The 26316-nt window shown below is 72.2% G+C and carries 16 protein-coding genes and 1 pseudogene; 1 reads left to right on the forward strand and 16 read right to left on the reverse strand.

The genetic code is table 11. From position 1 onward, the window contains the following. Positions 1–204 precede the first annotated feature (204 nt). From ACIQUC_RS03535 to ACIQUC_RS03570, 8 genes are all read right to left on the reverse strand, one after another. Positions 205–1956 (reverse strand): proline--tRNA ligase, encoded by a 1752-nt coding sequence (locus ACIQUC_RS03535; RefSeq protein WP_402263267.1) that lies wholly within the window; start codon positions 1954–1956, stop codon positions 205–207. A 703-nt stretch (positions 1957–2659) separates the two neighbouring features. After that, positions 2660–3790 carry a flavodoxin-dependent (E)-4-hydroxy-3-methylbut-2-enyl-diphosphate synthase gene (gene ispG, locus ACIQUC_RS03540; protein WP_031261050.1) on the reverse strand — a complete coding sequence of 377 codons (1131 nt, stop codon included), beginning with the start codon at positions 3788–3790 and terminating at the stop codon, positions 2660–2662. A gap of 74 nt (positions 3791–3864) precedes the next feature. Continuing rightward, complete coding sequence (locus tag ACIQUC_RS03545; RefSeq protein WP_022905476.1) at positions 3865–4425, reverse strand: cysteine hydrolase family protein; 561 nt, start codon at positions 4423–4425, stop codon at positions 3865–3867. Further along, positions 4422–5867, reverse strand: a complete 1446-nt coding sequence (locus ACIQUC_RS03550) for a purine-cytosine permease family protein (RefSeq protein WP_402263271.1) — start codon at positions 5865–5867, stop codon at positions 4422–4424. Before ACIQUC_RS03550 ends, ACIQUC_RS03545 begins: the two co-directional genes overlap by 4 nt. A gap of 35 nt (positions 5868–5902) precedes the next feature. Continuing rightward, positions 5903–7237, reverse strand: coding sequence for a M50 family metallopeptidase (locus ACIQUC_RS03555; RefSeq protein ID WP_402263274.1), 1335 nt, complete (start codon positions 7235–7237; stop codon positions 5903–5905). 128 nt (positions 7238–7365) lie between these two features. Then, the gene (gene dxr / locus ACIQUC_RS03560) at positions 7366–8496 is read right to left on the reverse strand and encodes a 1-deoxy-D-xylulose-5-phosphate reductoisomerase (protein WP_402263277.1); all 1131 of its coding nucleotides are present in this window, start codon (positions 8494–8496) and stop codon (positions 7366–7368) included. Between the two features lie 2 nt (positions 8497–8498). Next, positions 8499–9470: an FKBP-type peptidyl-prolyl cis-trans isomerase gene (locus tag ACIQUC_RS03565; protein ID WP_402263280.1), complete on the reverse strand. Its 972-nt coding sequence runs from the start codon at positions 9468–9470 to the stop codon at positions 8499–8501. 6 nt (positions 9471–9476) lie between these two features. Then, a complete protein-coding gene (locus ACIQUC_RS03570; RefSeq protein ID WP_402263282.1) occupies positions 9477–9953 on the reverse strand; it encodes an OsmC family protein in 477 nt (158 codons plus the stop codon). A gap of 33 nt (positions 9954–9986) precedes the next feature. Between ACIQUC_RS03570 and ACIQUC_RS03575 the strand changes: the two genes are divergently transcribed. Continuing rightward, positions 9987–10979, forward strand: a complete 993-nt coding sequence (locus tag ACIQUC_RS03575) for an asparaginase (protein WP_402263285.1) — start codon at positions 9987–9989, stop codon at positions 10977–10979. Between the two features lie 11 nt (positions 10980–10990). Here the strand turns inward: ACIQUC_RS03575 and ACIQUC_RS03580 are convergent, their stop codons facing one another. From ACIQUC_RS03580 to ACIQUC_RS03615, 8 genes and pseudogenes are all read right to left on the reverse strand, one after another. Next, positions 10991–11992: a hypothetical protein gene (locus ACIQUC_RS03580; protein ID WP_402263288.1), complete on the reverse strand. Its 1002-nt coding sequence runs from the start codon at positions 11990–11992 to the stop codon at positions 10991–10993. A gap of 101 nt (positions 11993–12093) precedes the next feature. Next, positions 12094–14055 carry an FHA domain-containing protein gene (locus ACIQUC_RS03585; RefSeq protein WP_402263833.1) on the reverse strand — a complete coding sequence of 654 codons (1962 nt, stop codon included), beginning with the start codon at positions 14053–14055 and terminating at the stop codon, positions 12094–12096. Between the two features lie 3 nt (positions 14056–14058). Then, positions 14059–14127 (reverse strand): annotated as a pseudogene (locus ACIQUC_RS03590) (zinc-ribbon domain-containing protein); the annotation flags it as partial. Continuing rightward, positions 14124–16622: a transglutaminaseTgpA domain-containing protein gene (locus tag ACIQUC_RS03595; protein WP_402263291.1), complete on the reverse strand. Its 2499-nt coding sequence runs from the start codon at positions 16620–16622 to the stop codon at positions 14124–14126. The pseudogene ACIQUC_RS03590 and the gene ACIQUC_RS03595, both read right to left, overlap by 4 nt. Continuing rightward, on the reverse strand, positions 16619–17890 hold the full coding sequence (locus ACIQUC_RS03600) for a DUF58 domain-containing protein (protein WP_261974835.1): 1272 nt from the start codon (positions 17888–17890) through the stop codon (positions 16619–16621). The genes ACIQUC_RS03595 and ACIQUC_RS03600 overlap by 4 nt, the downstream gene beginning before the upstream one ends. A 140-nt stretch (positions 17891–18030) precedes the next feature. Continuing rightward, positions 18031–19002: an AAA family ATPase gene (locus tag ACIQUC_RS03605; protein ID WP_402263294.1), complete on the reverse strand. Its 972-nt coding sequence runs from the start codon at positions 19000–19002 to the stop codon at positions 18031–18033. A 52-nt stretch (positions 19003–19054) separates the two neighbouring features. Continuing rightward, complete coding sequence (locus ACIQUC_RS03610) at positions 19055–24877, reverse strand: Ig-like domain-containing protein (protein ID WP_402263297.1); 5823 nt, start codon at positions 24875–24877, stop codon at positions 19055–19057. After that, positions 24874–26286 (reverse strand): serine/threonine-protein kinase, encoded by a 1413-nt coding sequence (locus ACIQUC_RS03615; RefSeq protein WP_402263300.1) that lies wholly within the window; start codon positions 26284–26286, stop codon positions 24874–24876. The genes ACIQUC_RS03610 and ACIQUC_RS03615 overlap by 4 nt, the downstream gene beginning before the upstream one ends. Positions 26287–26316 lie beyond the last annotated feature (30 nt).

A 26316-nucleotide genomic window follows, 5' to 3' on the forward strand; every position in this document is an offset into this window, starting at 1 on the left:
TTCAGATGAGTCGCTTCCGCGGATGGAACGGCGCGGAAGTCGGCGACCAGACTACCGCACTGCGGGTGGCGGACCCGGCCGGAGGACGGACGAGAGGTGGGCCCCGCCCGCCGGTGCCCGCGCACCGCGCCAGCCGGGTGACGGCCGAGACGGGAGGCGCGGTGCCAGCTGGCACCGCGCCTCCCGTCCGCTGGTCGGTCGCGTCTAGATCGCGCGGACCGCCTGGAGCAGCTCGGCCACGGGCACGTCGCGACGTTCGCCGCTCGCGCGGTTCCACAGCTCGACGACGCCGTCGGCGGCGCCGCGACCCGCGACGACGACGATCGGCATGCCGAGGAGCTCGGCGTCGCGGAGCTTCACGCCCGGCGAGACCTTCGGGCGGTCGTCGTAGAGGACCTCGAAGCGCTCGCCCTCGAGGTCGGCGACGATCGATGTCGCCAGGTCGTAGGCGACCTCGTCCTTGCCGGTCGCGACGACGTGCACGTCGAACGGTGCGACGTTCTTCGGCCAGGCGAGGCCCTTCTCGTCGTTGTGCGCCTCGGCCAGGATCGCGAGGATGCGCGTCACGCCGATGCCGTACGAGCCCATCGTGACCGTGGCGAGCTTGCCGTTCTCGTCCTGCACCTTGAGGCCCAGCGCCTCGGCGTACTTCCGCCCCAGCTGGAAGACATGGCCGATCTCCATGCCACGAGCGGTCTCGAGCGGGCCGGAGCCGTCCGGTGCGGGGTCGCCGGCGCGGACGTCGGAGACCTCGGCCACGCCGTCGGCGACGAAGTCACGACCGGCGACGAGGCCGGACACGTGCACGCCGCGCTCGTTGGCGCCCGTGACCCACGCGGTGCCGTCGACCACGCGGGGGTCGACGAAGTAGCGGATGCCGGTCGCGCTGTCGGCCCCGAGGACCTGCGGGCCGATGTAGCCCTTGACCAGGCCCCGGTGCTTGCGGAAGTCGTCGTCGCCCGCGGGCTCGACCTCGGCCGGGGCGAACGCCACCTCGGCGCGCTTCAGGTCGACGTCGCGGTCGCCGGGGAGGCCGACGACGACGACCTCGCGGGTGCCGTCGAGGTGCGTCAGCGCGAGGACGACGTTCTTCAGCGTGTCGGCGGCCGTCCAGGGGGCGCCGTCGCGCGGGGCGACCGCGTTCGCGTGTGCCACGAGCGTGTCGATCGTGGGGGTGTCCGACGCGGGCAGGAGCACCGCTTCCGGCTGGCCCTCGATCGGCAGCGCGTCCGGGACGGGTGTGACGTAGGCCTCGACGTTGGCCGCGTAACCGCCGGCGCTGCGGACGAAGGTGTCCTCGCCCACGTCGATCGGGTGCAGGAACTCCTCGGACTTCGAGCCGCCCATCGCGCCGGCGTCCGCCTTGACGATGACGTACTCGAGGCCGAGGCGCGCGAAGATCCTCTCGTAGGCGTCACGCATGACCTGGTAGCTGCGCTCGAGGCCCTCGTCGGCGAGGTCGAACGAGTAGGCGTCCTTCATGGTGAACTCGCGGCCGCGCAGGAGGCCGGCGCGGGGGCGTGCCTCGTCGCGGTACTTGTCCTGGATCTGGAACAGCGTGACCGGCAGGTCCTTGTAGGAGCCGTACAGGTCCTTCACCAGGAGCGCGAACATCTCCTCGTGCGTGGGCGCGAGCAGGTAGTCGGCGCCCTTGCGGTCCTGCAGGCGGAACATGCCGTCGCCGTACTCGGTCCAGCGGTTCGTCGCCTCGTACGGTTCGCGGGGCAGCAGCGCGGGGAGCAGGACCTCCTGCGCGCCGGCGGCCACCATCTCCTCGCGGATGATCGCCTCGATGCGGGCGCGGACCTTCAGCCCGAGCGGCAGCCACGCGAAGATCCCCGGGGACTGGCGACGGACGTAGCCGGCGCGGACGAGGAGCTTGGCGCTCGTCACCTCGGCGTCGGAGGGGTCGTCGCGGAGCGTACGGAGGAACAGATGCGAAAGCCGTGTGACCACGGGGCAAGCCTAGCGGCGGTGCGGGGCGGGCGGCGCTCGGGGTCGCGGGCGGCTTCCGCGCCGGGCTGCCAGTCCGACGCGACCGCGCACCGTGCGAGGTTCGCCGGCCGGTGCGGCGCCAGCCGTTCCGTGCGCGCCTATAGACCCGCACCCAGCAGGCAACCCCGCACGGTATAACGAACGGAGCACGGTGCGGACCGGGGCTGCGCGGCGGCGAACGCAGCACGGTGCGGGCCGGGGTTGCGCGCGGTGGCCGCACCGCGCCTCCAGTCCGACGCGACCGCGCACCGTGCGAGGTTCGCCATCCGGTGCAGCGCCAGCCGCTCCGTGCCCGCCTACAGACCCGCACCCAGCAGGCAACCCCGCACGGGATGGCGAACCGAGCACGGTGCGGACCGGGGCAGCGCGCGGTAGCCGCACCGCGCCTCCAGTCCGACGCGACCGTGCACGGTGCGAGGTTCGCCGACCGGTGCGGCGCCAGCCGCTCCGCGCGCTCCTACAGACCCGCACCCAGCGAGCAACCCCGCACGGGACGGCGAACCCAGCACGGTGCGCACGCCCCAACCCGCACCCGGCACACCCCGCCCCAGGCCGGCACACCCCGCCCAACCGGGCTCACCCCGCCCGACCTACCCCACGACGGGCCGGAGGCCCGGCGCCACCTGGCACCGGGCCTCCCGTCAGCGGAGCAACGCGCCCGCGACTACGAGGTGACGACGAGCGGCTTGCCGGTCCCGGCGGCCGGCCCCATCTCGTCCGCGAGCCGGTTCGCCTCGGTGATGAGCGTCTGGACGATCTCGGCTTCGGGGACGGTCTTGATGACCTCGCCCTTGACGAAGATCTGCCCCTTGCCGTTGCCGGACGCGACGCCGAGGTCGGCCTCACGAGCCTCGCCCGGGCCGTTCACGACGCAGCCCATGACGGCGACGCGCAGCGGGACGGTCATGCCCTCGAGCCCCTTCGTCACGTCGTTCGCCAGCTGGTAGACGTCGACCTGGGCACGGCCGCAGCTCGGGCAGGAGACGATCTCGAGCTTGCGCTCGCGCAGGTTGAGGGACTGCAGGATCTGCAGGCCGACCTTGACCTCTTGCGCGGGCGGAGCGGAGAGGGACACGCGGATGGTGTCGCCGATGCCCTCGGCGAGCAGGATGCCGAACGCCGTGGCGCTCTTGATGGTGCCCTGGAACTCGGGGCCGGCCTCGGTCACGCCGAGGTGCAGCGGCCAGTCCCCCGCGGCGGCGAGCTGGCGGTAGGCCTTCACCATGACGATCGGGTCGTTGTGCTTGACCGAGATCTTGAAGTCGTGGAAGTCGTGCTCCTCGAACAGCGAGGCTTCCCACACGGCGGACTCGACGAGCGCCTCGGGCGTGGCCTTGCCGTACTTCTGCAGCAGGCTCGGCTCGAGCGACCCGGCGTTGACGCCGATGCGGAGCGAGACGCCAGCGTCCTTCGCCGCCTTGGCGATGGCACCGACCTGGTCGTCGAACTTCCGGATGTTGCCCGGGTTCACTCGGACCGCGGCGCACCCGGCGTCGATGGCCTGGAAGACGTACTTCGGCTGGAAGTGGATGTCGGCGATCACCGGGATCTGCGACTTCTTCGCGATGATCGGCAGGGCGTCGGCATCGTCCTGGCTCGGCACGGCGACCCGCACGATGTCACAGCCCGAGGCCGTGAGTTCGGCGATCTGCTGCAGCGTCGCGTTGATGTTCGTCGTCGGCGTCGTGGTCATCGACTGGACGGAGACCGGCGCGTCGCCGCCCACGAGGACCTTGCCGACCCGGATCTGCCGGGACTTGCGGCGGGGGCTCAGGGTTTCGGGGACTTTCGGCAGACCGAGGTTCACTGCAGGCACGAAGTGCACTCTACGCGCTCCCGGTGACGGCCCGCCCCGCGTGCGCAGGATGCTCAGACGACCGTGATGAGCGGCGCGTACAGGCGCATCGCCGCGAGTGCCCGCTCGTGGTCCTCGTCGCTGGCTCCGGCGCACGCCTCGGCGACGACCGTCACGGTGGCGCCCGCGTCGGCCGCCGCCAGCGCGGTGGAGAGGACGCAGCAGTCGGTGGACACGCCGACCAGGACGAGGTGCGGACGGTCGCCGGTCACGGCCTGGAGGCGCGTCCCCCACTTGCCGAAGGACGTCTCGGTGACGACGGGGTCGCGTCGGTCCGCGGCGGCCGTCGCGAACGGCTCGGTCAGGTCCCAGAGCGGGTCGGTGTCCGGCACCAGCGCGAACGGCCACTCGCGGTAGTACGGCACCCACGCACCCTGCGGGTGCTCAGGAGCGACGAAGCGCGTGAACACCGTGCGGCCGGTGAACCGCGGCAGGAGCCGTTCGATCCCGGCGGCGGCGTGGTCGAAGCGCAGGGTCGCCCAGGGGCTGTCGCCGGTGAAGACCTCCTGCATGTCCACGACGACGAGCCACGCGTCGTCCGGCAACCCCGCGACGGCGTCGTCCACCGCGCTCACGCCTGCTCCTGCCGCCGGACGGAACCCCGGGCGAACGCCAGCGTCCCGACGAACCCGACGACGAGCGCGACGAGCACCCCGAGGTTCGCGTACGCCCACGCACCCGTGCGGCCGCCGAGGCCGAACGGCTCGAGCAGGTAGCCCTGCCAGTTGAGCCAGGACGGCACCCCGTAGGTGTTCGTCACGAGTCCCCAGCCGAGGGCGGTCCCGACGACCACGAGCCCGACGGCGAGCCAGCGCACGTCGCCGTAGCGGCCGCGGCGGTCCTCGAGCTCCCGCTCGGCGTAGGGCGCCCGGCGGATGACGACGTCGGCGACGAAGACCCCGCACCACGCGGCGATCGGCACACCGAGGGTCACGAGGAACGCCTGGAACGGCTGGATGAACGAGTCGGCGAAGAACACCACGTAGACGGCACCGGCGACCATGAACACGCCGTCCACCCCGGCCGCGACGGGCCGCGGGATCCGGATGCCGGCGCTCAGCAGGGCGAGCCCGGAGCTGTAGATGTCGAGGACCGCGCCGCCGACGAGCCCGAGGACCGCGACGAGCGCGAACGGGATGAGGAACCACACCGGCAGCACCGTCGTCAGCGCCCCGATCGGGTCGGCGGCGATCGCCGTGTTGAGGTCCTTCGAGGAACCGGCGAGCAGTACACCGAGGACGACGAGCACGATCGGCGCGAGGGCCCCGCCGAACGTGGTCCACCAGACGACCCCGCGCGTCGAGGCCGACCGCGGCAGGTACCGCGAGTAGTCCGCCGCGGCGTTCACCCAGCCGAGGCCGAACCCGGTCATCACGAGCACGAGCGCGCCGACGACGTTCTGGGCACTCCCGGCCGGCAGCGCGGCGATGGCGCCGAGGTCGATCGACGGCAGTGCCAGCACGACGTAGACGACGGTGAGCACCGCGGTGATGACCGTGATCCACGTCTGCAGGCGCATGATCACGTCGAACCCGGCGATGCCCGCACCGACGACGAGCGCCGCGACGACCACGAGCGCGACGAGCTTCGTCAGGACGCCGCCGTCCCACCCGAGTTCCCGGAACACCGTCGAGGTCGCGAGGACCGCCGCCGACGCGAGCGCGGTCTCCCACCCGACGGTGAGGATCCAGCTGAGGAACGCGGGGAGGCGGTTCCCACGCACGCCGAACGCGGCGCGACCGAGCACCATCGTCGGCGCCGAGCCCCGCTTGCCGGCGATCGCCACGATCCCGCACAGCAGGAACGAGAACGCGACCCCGATGACCGAGACGATCGTGGCCTGCCAGAACGAGATGCCGAACCCGAGGACGAACGAGCCGTAGGACAGGCCGAGCACCGAGATGTTCGCGGCGAACCACGGCCAGAAGAGGTCTCTCGGACGTCCCTTCCGGTCGGACTCGGCGATGACGTCGGTGCCCTGCCGCTCGACCGTGCGGACTTCCGGAGCTGTGCTCATGTGCGAAAGCGTAGTGCGCGGTCGAGACCCCGTCGCTACCCGAACAGGTTCACGGGCCGGACGATGTCGGCGTAGATGAGCAGTGCGCTCATGCCGGCGAGCAGCACCACGACGACCATCGTCAGCGGCATCGTCTTCGCCAGGTCGATCGGCCCCGGGTCCGCCTTGCCGACGAGCTTGAACGAACGGCGCTTCACGGCCTCCCACAGGGCGCCGGCGATGTGGCCGCCGTCGAGCGGCAGCAGCGGCACCATGTTCAGCACGAACAGGCCGATGTTGAGCGACGCCAGCAGTCCGAGGATCGTGTACGCCTTGTCGACCACCGGGACACCCGACATCGACGAGACCTCGCCGATCGCGCGGCCGACGCCGACGACCGACACGGGGCTGTCCTGCGAGCGGGCCTGCGAGCCAAACGCCGCGTTCCACACCGCGACGAGACGCTGCGGCAGGTCGATGATGAGGTGCGCCGACGCCGAGATCTGCGCCCCGGTGGCCGGCAGCACGGCCGCGGGCGACTGCCGGACGAGCGACTGGCCGATGCTCACTCCGACGACGCCGACCTGCTGCGTCTTCGTGCTGCCGTCGGCGTTCTTCGCGACCGTGCCGTCCGCGGTGTAGACGTCCCGCGTGGCGGTCGTCGGCGTGATGTGCAGCGTCTTCTCGGCGCCGTCGCGGGACACCACGACGGTGACGTCCTCGCCGGCGGACTCCTGGAAGACCTTCGAGACCTCCGTGATCGTCGGGTCCTGCTTCCCGTCGACCGAGAGCACGACGTCGCCGGAGCGGATGCCGGCCTGCTTCGCCGGCGAGACGGCGTCACCCGAGGTGCACGTCGTCGCCTGGCTCGTCGGCAGCACGCAGTCGACGCTCGACGTGAACGTGGTCGTCGGGGCGCCGAAGCCGCACAGCAGCACCCCGAACAGCACGATGCCGATCACGAGGTTCATCGCGGGGCCGGCGACCATCACGATGATCCGCTTCCACGGGGTCAGTCGGTAGAACGCACGGGAGTCGTCGCCGCCGGAGTCCGCGATCTGCTCCGCGCTCGCCTGCCGGGCGTCCTGCACGAAGGCGCCGTACATGCCCGTGTTCGTGATCGCACTCGGCCGACCGGACGCGCGGGGCTTCAGCATGCCGACCATCGAGATGTAGCCGCCGAGCAGGATGGGTCGGATGCCGTACTCGGTCTCGCCGCGCCGGAACGACCAGATCGCCTTGCCGAAGCCCAGCGAGTACTGCGTCACCTTGACGTTGAACAGCTTCGCGAAGGCCAGGTGGCCCAGCTCGTGGAGTCCGATCGAGACCAGCAGGCCGATGATGAAGACGACCACGCCGAGGACGAAGAGCAGGACGGTTTCGACGGTCACCGGGAAAGGGTACGGGACGGTTGCCATGACCGAGCCGAGCGCACCCTGAGAGGTGCACCGCGCCTCCTGGGCCGTCCCGTCCGTCTGCTCCCGCAGCCGCAGGGACGTGACTGGAGGCGCGACCCGCGTCAGCGGGACAGCATGCGGTCGGCCGCGGTGCGCGCCCAGCGCTCCGCTGCCAGCACACCTTCGAGGGACGACTCCCCCGCCGTGTGCTCGTCGACCACGCGCTCGACCGTGTCGACGATGTCGAGGAACCCGATCGCCCCCGCGTGGAAGGCGGCGACGGCCTGCTCGTTCGCCGCGTTGAACACGGCGGGGAAGGTCCCGCCGAGCTGCCCGACGCGCTTCGCGAGCGCCACCGCACCGAACGCCTCGGTGTCGAGGGGCTCGAACGTCCAGGTGCTCGCGGTCGTCCAGTCGAGCGGCACGCCGACTCCGGGGACGCGGTCCGGCCACGCGAGCCCGAGGGCGATCGGCAGGCGCATGTCGGGCGGCGACGCCTGCGCGATCGTCGACCCGTCGACGAACTCGACCATCGAGTGCACGATCGACTGCGCGTGCACCGTCACGTCGATGCGGTCGTAGGGGACACCGAAGAGCAGGTGGGCCTCGATGACCTCGAGCCCCTTGTTCACGAGCGTCGCGGAGTTGGTCGTGACGACCAGGCCCATGTCCCACGTCGGGTGGGCCAGCGCCTCGGCCGGGGCGACGTCTGTGAGCTCGGCGCGCGACCGACCGCGGAACGGGCCCCCGCTCGCGGTGAGGACGAGTCGACGGACCTCGTCCGCGGTGCCGGACCGGAGCGCCTGGGCGATGGCGGAGTGCTCGCTGTCGACCGGCACGATCTGCCCGGGGGCCGCGGCGGCCTGCACGAGCGGGCCGCCGACGATGAGGCTCTCCTTGTTCGCGAGGGCGAGCGTCGCGCCGGACTCGAGCGCGGCCAGGGTGGGGCCGAGTCCGACCGAGCCGGTGATGCCGTTGAGGACGACGTCCGCCTGGACGCTGCGGACCAGGCGTTCGGCGTCCTCGGCCCCGAAGGCCGTGTCGCGGACGCCGAAGCGCTCCGCCTGCTCGGCGACGAGGGTGCGGTTGCTCCCCGCCGTGAGGCCGACGACCTCGAAGCGGTCCGGGTTGCGCGCGACGACGTCGAGCGCCTGGGTGCCGATGGAACCGGTGCTGCCGAGGACGACGATGCGGCGCTTCGCCGGGCCGGCTCCGTCCGAGGCGTGCGGCGTCGGCACCACCGTCTCGCCCACGCTCAGCCCTTGGCGAGGATGTCGACGACGAAGACGAGCGTCGCGTTCTTCGGGATGCCCGAACCCTCCTGCGGGTTCGCGCCGTAGCCGTCCTCCGGCGTGACGACGATGAGGACCTGCGAGCCGACCTTCTGGCCGACGAGCCCCGTGACGAAGCCCTTGATGAGCGACCCCTCGGAGATGGTGAAGGTCGTCGGCGCGCCCTTCGACCACGAGGAGTCGAACTCCTTGCCGGTGTCGTAGACGACGCCCTTGTACTGCACGAGCGCGGTGTCACCGTCGGCGATCGTGGCGCCGCTGCCCTGCTTGAGGACCTCGACCGTGGTCTTGGACGGTGCCTTCACGCCCGACGGGATCGTGATCTCCGGCTCACCGTCGGACTTGTCCGTCACGGTCGGCAGCGCCGGGTCCTGCTTCTGGGCGGTGCCGTTCGCCTTCGTCGGGGTCTGCGCGACGATGTCGGCGACGACGACGATCTCGCCGCCGGTGTTGAAGCCGAGCGCCGACGACTGGCCGACCGCCGCGACGCGGTCGCCGACCTTGGAGCACGCGAGGAGGGCGCCGAACCCGGAGCCGCCCACCGACAGGACCTGCGGGTTGCCCTGGTCGAACCCGACCGTGCCGAGCTTCTTCGCGTCGGACGCCTGGTACACGCTGTACGAGACCTGCGCGTAGTCACCGTCGTCGAGCGCCGCGCCCTTGCCGCGCACGACCGTGCTGGCCTGCGGGGTCTTCGCCGTCAGTCCGCCCGTGAACTTCACCGTCGGAGCCGTGGTGCCACCGAAGGCACCGGTCACGGTGATCGCCTTCGACGCCGAGCCCGGGTCGGGGCACGACGTGATGGCGGCGGCCTTCGCGCTCGAGGACGCGCTCGGGGTGGTGGTCGAACCGCTCGACCCGGAGCCGGAGCACGCGGCGAGCCCCAGCACGACGGCGGGGACGAGGGCGATCGGGAGGAGACGCAGACGCTTCACGAGGCCCTAGTCTGCCCCACGGATCTCGGTGCTCGGGACGTGGTGCACAGGAAAGGCCACCGAGCGAGCGATGAAGCAGAGGGCGTTGGCCCTCGCGTGCGCAGCCTCGGCGTCGGCGACGCGGTCCGCCTCGAGGATCGTGACGACCGGGTGCAGCGTCGCCTCGGTGAGTTCGCCGGAGCCGTCGCGGTTGACGTTCAGGCTCGCCGTCGCACGGTCCTCGTAGGCGACGACCGTGAAGCCCTCGGTCACGGCGACGTGCAGGTAGCTCAGCATGTGGCACTGCGCGAGCGCGGCGAGGACGAGCTCCTCGGGGTTCCAGCGGTCGCGGTCACCGCGGAACGTCGGATCGGCGGACCCCTGCACGTCGTGCTTCCCCGCCGCCCGGACGTCGTGGTCGCGGCCGTAGTCGCGGTAGCCGCTCGTCCCGGTGCCCCGGTCGCCGGTCCACTGGACGGAGACCTCGTAGGAGTGGTCGGACACGGTGTGCTCCTCGGTGATCAGTACGATTGCGGCATGACGGTGCTCCCCGACGTCCACACTGACCGCCATCCTCTCACCGCCGAGGGGTCGGTCGAACTGGCGGTCCTCGACCGCAACGGGTTCGACGAGAGCCGCCACGTCGGGGCCGGCGTGGTCGTCGCCGCGGACGGCACCGTGCTCGACGCGGTCGGTGACGTGCACGCCAGCGTCTACCCGCGCTCGACGATGAAGCCGTTCCAGGCACTGGCCGTCCGCCGGGCCGGAGCCGTGTTCTCCGACGAGGAGCTCGTGCTCACGACCGCCAGCCACGCCGGCACGCCCGCGCACCAGGCCCTCGCACGCCACATGCTCGAGTCGTACGACCACGTCGAGGCCGACCTCGGCTGCCCGCCCGACATGCCGTTCGACCGCGCGACCGCCCGCACCATGACCGAGCCGCGGCGCCTGGCGATGAACTGCTCCGGCAAGCACGCCGGCATGCTCGCGGCCTGCCGGGTCAACGGTTGGGACGAGGCGACGTACCTCGAGATGGCGCACCCGCTCCAGCAACGGGTCCGCGACACCGTCGAGGAGTTCACCCACGAGACCGTCGACGTCGTGGGGACGGACGGGTGCGGCGCTCCGGTGTTCCCCCTGACGCTCGTCGGACTCGCCCGGGGCTTCGCCGGGGTCGTCGCACGGGCCGAGTCCGACACCGCGGCGCTCACCGACGCGGTGCTCGACCACCCGTGGGCGATCGACGGCATCGGGCGCGCCAACACGGTCACGATCGAGCGGCTCCGGGTGCTCGCGAAGCTCGGTGCCGAGGGTGTGATGGTGATGGGGCTCCCCGGTGGTGCAGCGGTCGCGGTCAAGACCCTCGACGGCGCACAGCGGTCCGGGACGCTCGCGGCACTCACCCTGCTCGAGCGGAACGGCATCGTGGACGCGGCCGGTGTCGCGGACGTCATGGCTGCTACGGGCGAGCAGGTGCTCGGTGGCGGCGTCCCGGTGGGGTCGCTCCGGGTCGGCTCCGGCCTGCGCTGAGGTCGCCGGGGTCACTGCGGCGCCCCGAGCCGCGGCCACGGCGCTGCTGGCTGCGGTGCCTGCGTTCCGGGCCGTGGCGCCGATGCTCCTGGCCGCGGTGCCTGCGTTCCGGGCTGCGGTGCCGGCGCTCCGGGCCGCGGCCCCTCGTCCCCGAGCCGCGGCAGCGTCGGCGAGACCGAGATCCCTCGACGTTCACCGTGGTCGCGGACCGTGCAGCCGTGTCGGGTGACCTCGACAGCGACGTCCCACCGGCGCGGCAGGACGCTCAGCCCGGGGACGAGCACGACGGTCGTCCGTGCTGGCCGGCCCGGCGGTGGTCCGTCCGGCGCGGCTCCGTGATCGACGACCACGACCGCCGTGTCGGTCGGCAGCGCAGGGCACGGGACGTCGCCCGGTGCCACCACAGACCGGAGGTCCGGACTGCTCGCCGACCGGGCCTCGGCCGTGGGCCCGGCGGCGGCGTGGACCTGGGCCGCGACGGCGCGGAAGACGGCCAGCGCGAGGACCCCGGTGCCGACGACGACGATGTGTGCCTGGGCGCGGTCGTCGAACGTGACGTCGCGACCGCCCGGTGTCGTCCCGAGCAGGATCGGCGGTCGGTCGGTCGGCGGCGCGTCGTCTCCGGGCAGAGCCGACGGCGCGCGATCCGGGTCCCTGGTGAGACCCGGCGCCCGGTCGTCCGGGTCAGGGGCGTGCCCCTGGACCTGGGCGTCCGGATCGGGGGCGTGCCCCTGGGCCCCATAGGGGGCGTGCCCCGGGTTCCGGTCGAACACCGTCCGTCCGACCGCGGTGCGCTCCGGTGGGTGGACCACGGCGACGGGTGACCCGGCGTTTCCCCGGTCATCGCGACGCACCCGGTCCGTCCGGACCACGAGGACGTCGAGCACCGCACAGCACCCGGCAGCGCCGAGCAGCACCGCCCGCGTCGTCCCCGCCACCGGAGCGAGGACCCCGGCCGCGACCAGCACGGTCGCCACCCCGACCAGTGCGGTGCGGGCGACGAGCGGGGTCATGACCCCAGGTCACCACACGGCGACGACCCGACCACGTCGGCGTGGCTCGACTGTGGACAGCAGTGAGCGCCACGTCCCTGTGGACGAGGACGCTCCCGACGTCACTGCACGAGGAAGAACTGCTCCCCGATGTCCACACGGGCGCCACGCTCGACCCGGTACCGGCGACCCGGCTCACAGCGTCGGATCGACCCGTCGATGTGCCGGACGACCGTGCCGTTGCCGGAGAACCGGTCGGACACCCACAGGTCGTCGCCGTCGCGGCCGAGCTCGAGGTGGGTCTTCGAGACCGACTTGCCGGGGTCGTGCACGGTCAGGAGGTCGTCGAACCGCTCCCCCGGCTGCGGGCGCGGGAGACGACCGACCAGGCCGGTACCGTGCACGCCGAAGCGCTCGCCCGTGCTGAAGTGCAGCACGAAGGGCGCGTGCGTCGGCGTCGCGGACACGATGCGGGTCTCGTCGACGTCGTCCTCGAGGTCGCCGTCGGCGCTCGTCGGGGCGTCGGTCGCGACGGTGTCCGGCAGCGCGGGTGCGTCGACCCCGGGCAGGGGCGGCAGGGGTGCTGCGGAAGGGACACCGATCGCGCCCGTGTCCGCCGCCGACGGTGCCGACGACGGGACGGTCGCGGATCCGGGAACGGGCGGGAGGAACGACGCGCCTCGGACCGGGGTCCCGGCATCGGGGGCGGCGTGCAGACCACGCGGGCGCTCGGCCGCATCGACATCGGAGGGTGCGGCGTCGTCCGTGGTGACGGCGTCCCCGCCGTTCACCCACGTCGGCAGCACACCGGTGCCACCGACGGGTTCCTGGACGTCCGTCGCGTCGGTCTCCGGGGCGCGGCCGTGCGCGCCACGGTCGGCCGAGCCGAGGCCGTCCGCGCCACGGTCAGTCGAGCCGAGGCTGTCCACGGCGGCGGCGTCCGGGGCGTCGCCGCTCGGGCCGTCGTCGTCCGGGGCAGCACCGTCCAGCGCACCAGCGCTCGGGGCGTCGCCGACCGGGGTGTCGACGTCCGGCGTGTTGTCCGGGCCGTCCGCGTCCGGGCCGGCGTCGTCGCCTGTCGCGGGCTGCGAATCGTCGGCGGCCCAGTCCGGTCGGGCCATCGGGAGCGGCACGATCGGACCGGTGAACGCCGCGGTCACCGCCGGTCGCACGGCGCCGCACTCGGCGCAGAAGATGTCGTCCGGCTCGAGGAGGTTCCCGCACACGTGGCACGTCGTCGCCTGCGACCCCGGGGTCACGAGGGGCGCGGGGCGGGGCGGACGCCGGTCGGCCAGCGGCTCGACCACCGCGGTGTCCCCGGGCTGCGGCGGCGAGACGACGGCACCGGGAACGGCACGGTCGTCGGTCGCTCGATCGGCACCGGACGTCGGATCCGCGGTGAAGCCGGTGGACCCCCCGGTGGCCGCTGTCGAGTCGTTGGTCGCACCCGACCGGCCGACCCACCACGAGGGGCCGGACGGCGCGGGCGCAGCGGGCTGTTCCGTCGGCGGCGACCAGCGCGGGGCCGCGGCCTCGGGCGCTTGTGCGGAGCGTTCGGCGAGACGGGTGACCTCGGGGTCCTCCCCCTCGGCCGGGACCGACGGGTACGCGTTGGGGTCGAGCGGCGGCTCGGGCGGCTGCGGAGTTGCCGGCATCTCGGGTGCGCGCGGCGCCCTGGACCCGGCGGGCTGCTCAGGGACGATCCCCCCGACAGCACCGGGGGCGTCGGACGCACCGGAGCGTTCCGGATCCACCGGGTTCGCCGGCGCGGTGTGGCCGCCCGGGGTCGACTGTCCGGACCAGTCGGGCAGACCGGTCCCGGCACCGTGCACGTGGCTCGGAGCCGTCCGCGGGGTGAGGTCGTCGGGGCGTTGGACCGGCACGGCCGGCGGCTGCTGGGCGCTCCCGCGCTCGGCACCGGTCAGCCACGCACGCGTCGCCGGGTCGAGGGTCGACTCGGGGAGCCACGCCTCGGCCGCCGGATCCTGACGTCGCCCGTGCAGGTCAGGCTGCTGCAGCGGCGGCGGCGGGGCCTGCTCGATCGGGGTCGTCGCCACCGGGCGCCGACTCGCCGCTGCGGTCACGGCACGTCCGCACTCACCGCAGAAGATGGCTCCGTCCGGGAGCGTCGATCCGCAGTGTTCGCATCTGATCACGTGTTCCGCCTGTCCTCACTCGGCCGTCCACGACGCTCGCCGGCCTGCACGCCATCGTAGCCGCGCCCCCCACCGGCTCCCTGTCCGCCGGTGGACCGTCGCCCTCGGGCCACCACCGCGGAGGCGACCGACGCGCCCCGCGACCGCGCGACGTCGACGACACGGAGCGACCGCAGGGACACCGCCGCGCGGAAGCGCTCCCTGCGGGTCCGCCCGGCACGCAGGCTCGCGATCGCATCGTCCGTCGCCGACCACATCCGGTCGGCCGCCGTCCGGTCGGCGTCGCTCGGACCGAACACCGACCGGTCGGCCAGTGCCGCGAGACCCGTGCCGCCCTCACCCGGCGCTCCGACGACCGCTTCCCGGCGGGTCGCCGACCGCGCGACGTCGTGCCCGCGGTCGACCAGGGCATCCCGGTACTCGTCCCACGCGCCGACGATGCGCCCCCGGGGCGTCGGGGCTCGACGACGACGTCGGCGACGGATGCGCTTGAGCAGCACGATGACGCCGAACGGCAGCAGCACGAGCGCGGCGAGGCCCAGCACGGCGAGCAGCCACGGCAGCACCGCGAGCAGGATCTGCAGCCAGAGCGGCTGCACGGGTGGCGTGTTGCGGTCGCTCTGCGGCGGCGCCTGCTGCGACTGGTCCTGCTGCTCGGCTGGGGGCGGCGGGACGACCGTCTCCGGTCGCGTCACCGGCTGCGGCGTCTGCTGCTGCTCGTTCGGGATCTCGCGGACCGCGGGGTTCGGGTCGATCATGACCCAGCCCCACTGCGCCGTGTCGACCTCGATCCGTGCGGTCACGTCGGACCCGCGGAACGTCGTCGTCCGGCCGGAGGTCGCGTCCGCTCCGGTCCCGCCGCCGGCGTCGCCGCCCGCGGTGAACCCCATCACGACGCGCGCCGGGAAGCCGAGCTGGTCGGCCATCAGCGCAGCCGCGACCGCGTACTGCTCCTGGTCACCGATCATCAGCGGCGAGGTCAGGAGCTCCTGGATCCGGTCGGCCCCGTGCCCCGAGCGGCTCGCCCGGTCGTCCCCCACGCCGTGGCTCACGTACCCGTTGCGCTTCAGCGCCTCCACCGCGGCGACGAGCTTCGCCCCGTCGGTGCCCGCGTCGGCCGTGGTCGCCTCGACGGTGGACCGGACGGCATCCGGAACCGATCGCGGCGTCGGCACCGAGGCGCTGCCCGGACGGGCCGATGCGAGCTCCTCGTCGGTCGGCTGCCCGGGCAGGACGGCCGTGAGGTCGTACTGCGTTCCCTCGCCGACACCCCCGACCACCGCGCCGGTGCCGGTCGAGCCGTTGTAGAAGAACGCGCCGCGCTCCTGCTCGGCGTCGGAGCCCGAGAACTCGACGCGCTCGAGGTCGCCCACCGTCGGCAGCCAGACCCCGCGGTACCCGTCGACCCGGACACCGACGCGCACCGTCGTGCCGTCGACACCGCGGACGTCCACCGAGGTCGGGACGCGCTCGAAGGTGCCGGACGCCGCGGCGCCGTCGGACCCGCCCACGCGGTAGACGACGCCGTCGTACGTGTCGAGCGTGGCGATCCGGACGAACCCGTTCTCGGGCAGACCCGTCACCGTCAGCTGCGGCGTGTCCGACGCCGTGTCCTCCTCGTACGCGCGGAAACCGCTGAGCGGGCTGATGTAATCGCGCGGGTCGAAGGGCTTCACGACGTCGGTCCGGGCCACGGTCCGCCCGACCGAGGGCGGCGCGACGAGGCCGAGCCCCGTGGCGACGACGGCCGCCGCGACGATCGTCCCCGTCCCGACGAGGGCCGGACGCAGCACCGACCGCGCCACCGGCACACGGGCCCCGATGGTCGTCGCGACGGCCACCGCACGCCGGGCGTGCCGCACCGTCAACGCCCACACCAGGGCGATCCCGGTGAGCGCGACGGCCGTCGCGATCGACGTGTCCAAGCGAGCGGGTCCGACCACCACACCGGCCGCGAAGACGACCAGCGCCGGGATGCTGGCGAGTTCCTGCCGGGAGGCGCGGGTCGCCACGCTCACGCCGGTCACGGTGGCGACGAGCATCGTCACGAAGTACGGCACGAGCAGCGACTCGTAGGAGCCGACCGGCAGGCTGATGGTGACGAGCTGCTTCCAGCCGAGCGCCACGCCGGCGAACAGGTCGACCAGGCCCTGGCCCGTAGGCAGGACGCCGTTCACGCCACCAGGCACCGCGGCCGGCACGCCCGTGAGGGCGAACACCGCGACGGTCGCGACCGCCACGACCGCGGTCGGCAGGCGGAACACCGTGCCGACGAGCGCGACGAGGGTGCCGGACACGACCGCGGTGACGGCGGCGACGACCATCGCGTCGTCCCGGTAGACCGGCCACCACGCAACGCTCGCGACGGCGAGGACCAACCACACCGCGAGCGTCCCGCCCACGAGCCGCGAGGGTGCGAAGCGACGGGCGTCCCGGCGCGCGTCCCGCCGGACCGTCTTCCGTGCCCGGGTCTCCGGGCCCGCTGCGACGCTCATGCCGCCGAGGCCGATCGGTGCAGGGCGTAGCGGAGGTCGTCCAGGTAGCCGATCGTCATCACCGTGAGGCCGGCGACGCGGAGGAACCGTGGCTGCGCCTCGGGCTCGCAGATCACCGCGACGACCTCGACCCCGATCGGGAACCGCGTCGCGGCGAGGCGCAGCGCGGGCAGTTCGACCGTCGAGCCCACCACGAGGAAGGCGACCGAGATCCCGGCGGTGTCCGTCCCGACGATGCGTGCGACCTCGGCGATCGGCAGGCAGGCGTCTGCGAGCCCGACGGACGCGAACTCGTCGAGCAGGCGCGTCGGGGTCACCGTCGGCAGCGGGTGCACGGCGTACACCGGGCGCTTGGCGAACTCCGGCGTCCGCTCCGACACCACGACCGTGACCTCGCGGCCGTCGCGGATCGCCCGGGCCCCGAGCGACGCCGCCGCGCTCACCGCGAGCTCGAACTCCTCGTCGTCGGCGAACTCGGCGCGCGACAGGCCGAGCGCGACCACGAGGTGCGAACGCCGCGTGTCCTCGAACTGACGCACCATGAGCGCCCCGGACTTCGCGGTCGACTTCCAGTGGATCGTGCGGGGGTCGTCCCCGGGCATGTACTCGCGGATGGCGTGGAAGGCGATGTCCGACGGGGACAGGTCGGTCGTGGCCTGGCCCTCGAGGTCCCGCACGAGGCCGGTGCTCGTCGACGGGATCGCGATCGTCCGGGGATGCACGATGACCTGCTCCCGCGCCGTCCACACGATCTCACGCCGGACCAGCCCGACCGGGTCCGCGCGGACACCCGTCACCGGACCGACGTCCAGCACGCCGCGCCGGACGGTCGGGACCGGGACCTCGCGCTCGAACGTGCCGCGAGGACCGATCGACGGGATCGCCACGTCCACGAGGCCGGAGCCCACCGGCACCTCGACCGTCGTCGGTACCGACGGCAACCGCACGGGGTTCTCCGCCGTGACCACCACGCCGGCCGCATCCCCCACCGCCACCCGGTGCTGCGGCAGACGCATCCGGATCACGAGTCGCGACCGACCGATCAGCGCGACCGCGGCGACCACCACGAGGAGTGCCCCGGCGAAGCCGACGACCACGACCTCGCGCAGGCCGAAGCGGTACCCGACGACGAAGGCGACCAGCGTGAGCGCCGCGACCGTCCAGCCCAGGCCGGTGACCACGGACGAGACCTCTGCCCACCCGCGCTTGACGAGCCTCCAGGCCGTCGACCAGGCCCGTGCGAGACCGACGACCGCATCCGCTGCCACGCCGTCACGGTCCCCGACCAGGCGTGTGCGGACGTTGGTGAGGCCGGCGACCGTCCCGGTGCGCTCGTACGCCGTCGAACCGCGACGCGACCGCGTCGAGGACGGACGGCGCGAACGCGTCGAGACGGGCCGGCGGTCGGTCACGACGCGGCCCGGTCCGCCGGCGGCGGGGTCTCGACCAACAGCTGTGCGATGACGCTCGTCGCGCTGACGCCGTCGAACTCGGCCTCGGCGTCGAGCACCAGGCGGTGCGCCAGGATCGGCACCGCGAGGGCCTTCACGTCGTCCGGTGTCACGTAGTGACGGCCGGTCAGCGCGGCGAAGACACGGGAAGCGCGCATGAGGCCCATGGCGCCGCGGACGCTGACGCCGAGCCGGACCTCGCTCGCCGAGCGCGTCGCGTCCACCAGCCGGGCCACGTAGTCCGCGATCGTCGGGTCGACGTGGACGGACCGCGCGAGCGTCGCCATCTCGGTGATGGTCGCCGCCGGCACCACGCTCGCCAGCGGGACCGAGCTCGACGGCGCCGACGACGTCTCGAGGATCTTCACCGTCGCCGCGTGGTCCGGGTAGCCGATCGACGCCTTCATCAGGAAGCGGTCCAGCTGGGCCTCCGGCAGCCGGTACGTGCCGGCCTGCTCCACGGGGTTCTGCGTCGCGATCACCATGAACGGCGCAGCGAGTCGGTGGTTGACGCCGTCGACCGTGACCGCGGACTCCTCCATCGCCTCGAGCAGGGCCGACTGGGTCTTCGGGCTCGCGCGGTTGATCTCGTCAGCCAGCACGATGTTCGAGAACACCGGACCCCGGTGGAAGTCGAACTCCTGGGTCTTCTGGTCGTAGACGCTGATGCCCGTGATGTCACCCGGCAGCAGGTCCGGCGTGAACTGGATGCGGTTCGTCGACCCCTGCACGCTCTGGGCCATCGCGCGCGCCAGGCTCGTCTTGCCCGTGCCGGGGACGTCCTCGAGCAGCAGGTGCCCCTCGCTGAGCATCGCCGTGACCGCGAGACGGATCACGAACGTCTTCCCGAGGAGCACCTGCTCGACGTTGGTCACGATGCGGCCTGCGACGTCGGCGAACCAGGTGGCCTGCTCCGGGGTCATGCTCATGCGGTGTCGTTCCTCGTTCTCGGGGATGGCAGTAGGGGCAGCGTAGGGCAGGTCAATTCCCGGTCGAAGCCGCGTCAGCATCGTACGAGTACGTGTAAGCGTGGTTGTCGACGGTCACTGTGATTTCGATCCTGGTAGGGATGAGCAGGCGCCGTTCCGGCACCACGGAGTTGATCGTGTAGGTGGTCGGCGGGTCGGTCGAGACGTCCGAATCTTGGCCGTTGAACTTGACCACGTAGGTCGGTTGCAGGTCTCCGTTCGACGGCCCCTGGACCTGGAGCGCCTGGCCTTCTGTCTTCTGTGTGACGTTGATGACTGTCGTGATCGGCGTGACGGTAGCGGCTGCTGGTGATGCGGGACCGCAGTAGTCGTAAGTCGGGCCCGAGCAACCCTGGACCTGCACGTTCACCTGCGATCCGTATCCGAGACCGCTCGTGTCAGTGTTCGGGACATCGCGCCAGACGTCGGACTCTGAGTACCGGATCCGGTACCGGTCTGCATCAGTTCCGTCGGTCAGGCCGTAATTGCTGATCCTGAGCTTGAACGTCCCATCTCTTTCATCAACGACGTCGACCTCTGGGGTCGCGGCTTGCGCAGGCTTGACGTAGGACGTCGCCGTGTCTGCACTGACCCCGTACGAACAGAACCCCTGTGAGTTTCGCGCAACCACGACGTAGCGGAAAGCGCGGCCGGGATCGGCGCCCGAATCCTGCATGGACCCGCCACGCGGACCCGCGGTGTCGATCGGCCCGGATGCCGAGGAGCAGTTGAACGACGAAGATGGGTTGATCCGGTAGAGCTCGTACCCGCTCAGCGGTGCACCCTGTCCATCTGCTGTCACGTACGTCACGTCGACGGTCGTTCTGTCAGAACCTGGCCGAGCATTCACGGTGACGCCCGAAGGAGCGGTCGGGTTACCGACGGCGGTCCCGGACCCGGTTCCCTCATTCCATTGCACTGCGGTGCCGTTGCGGTCCGCGCCGTTCCGCGCCGAGATCTTCACGGTGTACGGCTGCCCGCTCTGCACTCCCGTGAAGGAGGTGTTCGTGGCCGTGCCCGTGCTGCGGGTCGTCGAGAGGCCCGCTCCCTCGATCGAGACGACGTAGTTGTCCACGGCGCTTCCGTTGTTCGGCGCCGGCACCGCGTTCCACTTCACGTCGAGCTGGTTCGGCGTGCTCGTGCTCGGGGTGACGCTGATGCCGGTGGGCGGCGCGGGGACGAAGTCGGCGCTGATCGGCGCGGAGTTCGCGGAGGCAGCCGAGTCGCCGACCGCGTTGGTCGCCACGACGGAGAACTGGTACGAGCCCTTCGGGTCGAGCCCCGTGATCGTGCACACCGTCGCGGTCCCGCAGTCCTTCGCGACCCCGTTGGTGCCCTGCAGTCGGTAGCCCGTGATCGGCGAGTTGTTCGCCTGCGGCGTCGACCAGGTCAGGGTCGCCTGCCCGCCCTGGTAGGAGCCGGTGCGGGTGGGGGCACCCGGTGCGTCCGGCACGTCCTGCACCGAGATGGTGACGTCGCCCCAGACGTAGCGGTCGGGGTCGTCCGTCGCGTCGGCCACCTGGTACTGCAGGTGGGTGTCGACGGGCTTGGCGTTGTCCGACACGCTGACCTGCAGGCGGGACTTGTCGGCGCTCGGCGTGACGGTCACGCCGCCGGGCAGCCCGCCACCGAGCCCGCGGATGTTCACGACGCGCAGCCGCTGGCCCGGGAACGGGTTCGTCGGCTGGTCGTTGGCGAGGACGTCGATCGTGGTCGTCTGGCCACGCTTCGTGACGGACGTGTCGGCTCCCGGCTGCACGAGCGGTCGCGTCGAGGCGACGACGTCCACGGTGATGACGCCCGACCGGCCGGCATTGGCGTCGTCGGCGACCCCGATGCCGATCGAGGCGGTGGTGTTCTTCTTCGCGGTGTCGGCGACCGTGATGGTCAGGGTCTGGCCGCTGATCGTCGCGGTGGTCCCGTCGCTCGGCTTGCTGACGACCGAGTACTTGAGCTCGGGCAGGTCCTGCGGGTACGGGTAGTCGGTGAGCTTGCCGAGGTCGATGGTGCGCGACTCCCCCGGCTGCATGTCGACCGCGGAGCCGGTGAACGCGGGCGGCTGGTTGGACCGGGGCGTCACCTTGATCGGCAGCACGAGTGTCGCGACCCGGCCCTTGCCGCCGTTGGCGTTCGACCCGTCGGTGACCTCGAACGAGATCGACGCGTTGCCGTAGTAGAGCTTCGACGAGGTGAACTGCAGCGTCGAGGAGTCGACGACGAGCCCCTGGCCGTTCGCGTGCGTCGCCTTCACCGTGCCGCGGTCGGTGATCTTCGCGGTCTGCCCGTTCGCGGTGACGACGTACTTCGACAGCGGGATCCGGACGGTGGCCTCGCTCTTCACGGTGATGGCGCCGGCGGTGCGGTTCACCTGGGGCAGGGCGTCGTCGAAGCCGGGGACGTGGATGAACCCGTAGGAGATGATGTCCGGGTGGTCCACGCGGGCGACCGAGAACGGGATGACCTGCGAGTCGTCGGACAGCCGGACGACGATCCGCCCGTCGTCGGTGGTGCGGGCGTTGTCGCCGTACCCGTCGACGACGCCCACCTTGAGGTCGGCGGTGGTCCCCTCGGCGAAGAAGACGTTCTCGAGCACGTCGACGGTCACGCTCTGCCGGTGCAGGATGTCCTGCAGGTCGAGCGTGGTGTCGTCGACCTCGGGGCGGAGCGGCTGCGCGTCCGGGTCGACCGTGACGGTGAGGAAGGCCGTGCTCGCGCCGCCGTTCTCGTTCGTCACTGTGTACAGGACCGCGTAGTCGCCGCGCTTCGCCGACTTGGGCGGCGTCACCCGGACCTGCTGCTTCTGCAGGATCTTCGCCGAGACGCCGTCGGCGGTGGGCTCGGCCTTCGTGACGGTCAGCTGGCCGCCCTCGGGGTCGGAGTCGTTCTGCAGCACCCTGACGGTCACCGATCCACCCGGACGGATCGTCACGTGGTCGGCCTCGGCGACGGGGTTCGACGCCTGTTCTGCCCGCGGCGCGATGCCGACGCGCACGGTGCCGGTCGCGCGGGCGCCGAGGGCGTCGACGACCGTGTAGGTGAACTCGTCGGTTCCCGCCGAGTAGTCGCCGGCCTCGTACGTCAACGCGTCCGTGGAGACGTCGGCGACGGAGCCTTTGTCGGGGTTGGACGCGACGCCGACGAGCTGCACGGAGTCACCGTCGGGATCGATGCCGTTCAACGGGATCGACACGCGGACGGACTGTCCGGCGACGACCCGCGCGGTCACGGTCTGCGGGACGGGCGGGTTGTTCGTCGCGGCGTCGCGTTCGCGCACCGAGATCGACACGGTCGCGTCGGCGTTCTGCCCGTCGGGTCCGGCGACCCGGTACACCGCGGTGTAGTTGCCGGGGGTCGTCGGCGCGAGGTACCGCAGGTGGTCGCCGGAGACGAACAACAGGCCGCCGTCACCGGGCACGTTCTGCACGAGGTCGGGCTGCAGCGTGAGGGGCTCCCCCTCGGGCTGCGTGTCGTTGTCGAGCACGTCGATGTTCGCGACGTCGCCCACGCGGACGGTCGCGCTGTCCGGCTGCGCGACGGGCGGCTGGATCCGGTCCGGCTTCGGGATCTCGACCACGGTGATCGTTCCGGTCGCCGAGGCCAGACCGTTCGTCTCGGTGTAGCCGAACGAGACCGGACCGTCGAGCGGCGCGGTGAGGGTCACCCGCACGGTGTGCTGGTCGAGGATGCTCGCCTCGACGCCGGCGCCGCGTTCGGGCCCGTCGAGCGCGGTCACGAGCAGGACGCCGCCGGCCGGGTCGATGTCGGTGGCGGTGACGTCGGTGTCCTTCGTCGACAGGGTGTTGACGAACACGGTCTTCGGCGTCGTGATCGGCGCGGTCGACGCGTCCGGCGGGGCGAGGATCGTCACGCGCACGATGCCGCTCGACGTCTTCGTGCCGTCGGTCACGGTGTACTCGAGCTGGTGCTCGCCCGCACCGGCGCCCTGGACGCGGAACGTCCCGGAGTCGTAGCTCGGAGTGACCGTCAGGCCGGTCGACGAGGACACACTCGTGAGCGTGACCGTGCCGTTGCCGCCGCGGACGTGGTCGAGCGGGTCGACCGTGAAGGCCTTGCCCGCGTAGCCGCGCACGGGGAACGGGTCGGCGTACAGCGGCACGCTCCCCTGCTTCGCGACGTGGATCGTGACCGAGCCCCGTCCGTCGGCACGTCCGTCGCTCACCACCAGCTGGACCGCACGGTCACCGGTGCGCGCGCTCGTGTTGCGGTAGTCGAGCAGGCCATCGGGCGTCGTCGACACCCGGTCCCCGTCCGCTGCGGTCGCCGACTTCAGGTACACCGGGTCGCCGTCGGGGTCGACCCAGTCGCCGAGCACGTCGGAGACGACGTGGCCGTTCTGCACGACGTCGGCCGAGGTGTCGCGGACCTGACGGGGTGCCTCGTTCTCGGACTCGGGCCGGACGGTGACCCGCACCGTGGCGGTGTCCGACCCGCCGTTGCCGTCGGTGATCGTGTACGGGAACGACACGGTGCCCGTTGCACGCCCGGAAAGGGTGATCTGCAGCCGCTGTCCGTCGCCGACGATGGCCACCTTGCCGATCGCGTCGTCGATGGTGCCGACCTCGCTCACGATGATCGGGTCACCGTTCGGGTCGTAGTCGTTCAGGAGGACCGGGAGGCTCGTGGTGCGTCCAGGACGAGCGCCCAGGTCGTCGTCGACCGCCACCGGCGGCTTCTGGTCCTTCTCGACCTCGGGGTCGTCGTCGGAGATCTGCTCCTGCTGCTGGTCCTCGTCCTTCTTGATGAGGTCGGCCCAGTTGTCGATGAGCTGCCCGCTGCGGTCGATCGCCCAGGAGCGTCCGCTCTGCGGGTCGTTCGCGACGACCGTCTCGCCGTTGTGCAGGATCTGCAGGTCGCCCGTGCCCGCGGTGCTCTGGAGCCGCTGCAGCCCGGATCCCCTGCAGGTGTCCATGGCCTGCCCGCCGGCCCACGCCGCGTACGTGCAGGTGCCCACGACGGTGGGTCGCGCGGCCCGGCCGGACACCTGGAGCGCGGTGGAGCTGACGTCCCCGGAGGCCGAGACCCGGACGAGCCCGGCGGTGCCGGCGACGACGACCTCGGATGCGTCGTCGGCCGAGTGCTGCAGGGCGGGTGCGCTGCCGACCCGGTCACCGAGCTCGACCGTGCGACCGTCCACGGACATCCGGCCCGAGGTGCGGTCGAGGACCGCGAGGTGGTCCCCGAAGGACGCGACCTGGAAGTCGTCGGCACGGTCCATCTTGACGGTCCACCGCTTCGCGACGGTCGGCGTGGTGCCCACCTCGACGAGCGCTGCGGAGCCGGTCCGCGGCGAGTAGACGGCGACGTGCTCGTCGGAGGCGTCGAAGACCGCATCGGCACCGAGGGTGAGGTCGGCCTTGGTGGACGCGTCGAACTCGCCGAGGTCCTTCGCGGGGGTCGCCCAGAGCTCGCCGGTGTCCCCGTTGCCGATCACCGCCGTGGACCCGGCGAAGAACACCTGCGGGGTCCCGGCCGGCAGTGTGACGGGATCGGCGACCGTGGCGTCGGCGACGTCGACCTTCGCCACGGTGCCCTTGGTCTCGTCCACGCTGTAGACCGTCGACCCACGCTGCAGGACGGACAGGTCGTCGCTCGCGGTCTCGACCGCGGTGTTGAGCTGCAGCACCCCGGTGTTCGCACGACCGACCGCCCCGTACTCGGCGGACGGCACCCAGACGGTGCCGTCGCCGAGGTCGACCCGCTGCGTGTGGTACCCGCTGGAGACGACGGCCGCGGTCGCGACGACCGCACCGACGACGACCGAGGCGCCGACCGTCACCGCTGCGGACCGGTGCTTCGCGAGGAACGCCCGGATCACCCGGCACTCCCGATCGTGGCGCACTTCTGTGCGCTCGCGACCCCGGTCTTGCCGTCACGGTTGACCGCGACGGCGATGCACTCCTCGTCGCCCTCCTGCCCGGAGACGACGAAGCTGGTGCCCGTCTGCTGGCTGGCGGCGCCGTTCGACGAGATGACGTAGGTGTCACCCGAGCGCAGTCCGGGGTCCGCCCAGGTGAACGTGACGGACGACGGCGACGGCTCGGCTCGGACGTCGGCGACGACCGGGATCGCACCCGAACCGAGCCGCCCGATCACGAGCACGGTGGCGACGGCGAGGGCCGCGACCACGACGACCGCGATCGAGGTCGCCCAGACCAGGGTCGAACGCGTCCGACGACGGGCGCGGGTGACGGAGCCGGTGCGGTGGACCGTGCCGACGCTCTGCCCCGCCGACACCGCGGACCCGCCCTGCACCGCCTTGCGGGTCCGACGGCGTGCCCCGACCCGGGTCGGGGGCTGGAGTTCACGGATCATCGTCCGGTCGCCGGCAGGGGTGGGCGTCGCGACGGCCCACGCCTCGACCGCCACGTCCGCCGACGTCTGCGGGATGCCGAGCTCGGCCTCGACCTGCTGGAAGCCGCGGACGAGCTCCATCACCGTCGTGGGCCGCCCGGCGACCTTGCGGGACATCGCGGCCGCGAGCAGACGTTCGAGGGAGGGCGGGACGTCGGTCCGGCCGGTCGGCTTCACGCCGCCCTTGTCGATCCGGCCCATGAGGTCGGCCGCGCCGTTCTTGCCACCGCGGACCTCGAACGGGCTGCGACCGGCGAGCAGGGAGAAGACCGTGGCGGCCAGCGAGTAGACCTCGGACTGGATCGTGCCGCGCGACTCGTCGATGAGCACCTCGGGCGCGGACCACGGGATCGACATGCCGATCGGCTCGTCCGGGTCGGCCTCGCCGATGGTCGCCGCGATGCCGAAGTCGGAGAGCACGGGGTTGCCGTAGGCGGTGAGCAGGATGTTGGACGGCTTGATGTCGCGGTGCAGCACCCCTTCACGGTGAGCCGTCTCGAGGGCGGAGCCGATGCGGATGCCGATCGCGAGGACCTCGGACACGGGGATCGGCTCGCGCCGGTACCGCTCGCTGAGCGACGACGAGCAGAGTTCCATCACCAGGTACGGTCGACCGTCGGAGGCCACGCTCGCCTGGAACACCGTCAGGATCGACGGGTGCGTGCTGAGGCGTGCCATCAGGTTCGCCTCGGCCTGGAACATCTGCCGGACGCGGTCGTCGACGACCTCGTCGAGCAGCACCTTCACCGCGACCTGCCGGCGCGGCATGTCCTGCTCGTAGAGGAAGACGTCGGCGAAGCCGCCGGAACCGAGGACGTGCACGGGGCTGAAGCCCGCGATGACGGGCGGGGTGGACGGCAGGCGTCGCGCCATCGTCACTCCTCCCCGGCCGAGCGGCCAGCT

This window comes from Curtobacterium sp. NPDC098951 (assembly GCF_044759965.1).
Taxonomy (GTDB): Bacteria; Actinomycetota; Actinomycetes; order Actinomycetales; family Microbacteriaceae; genus Curtobacterium.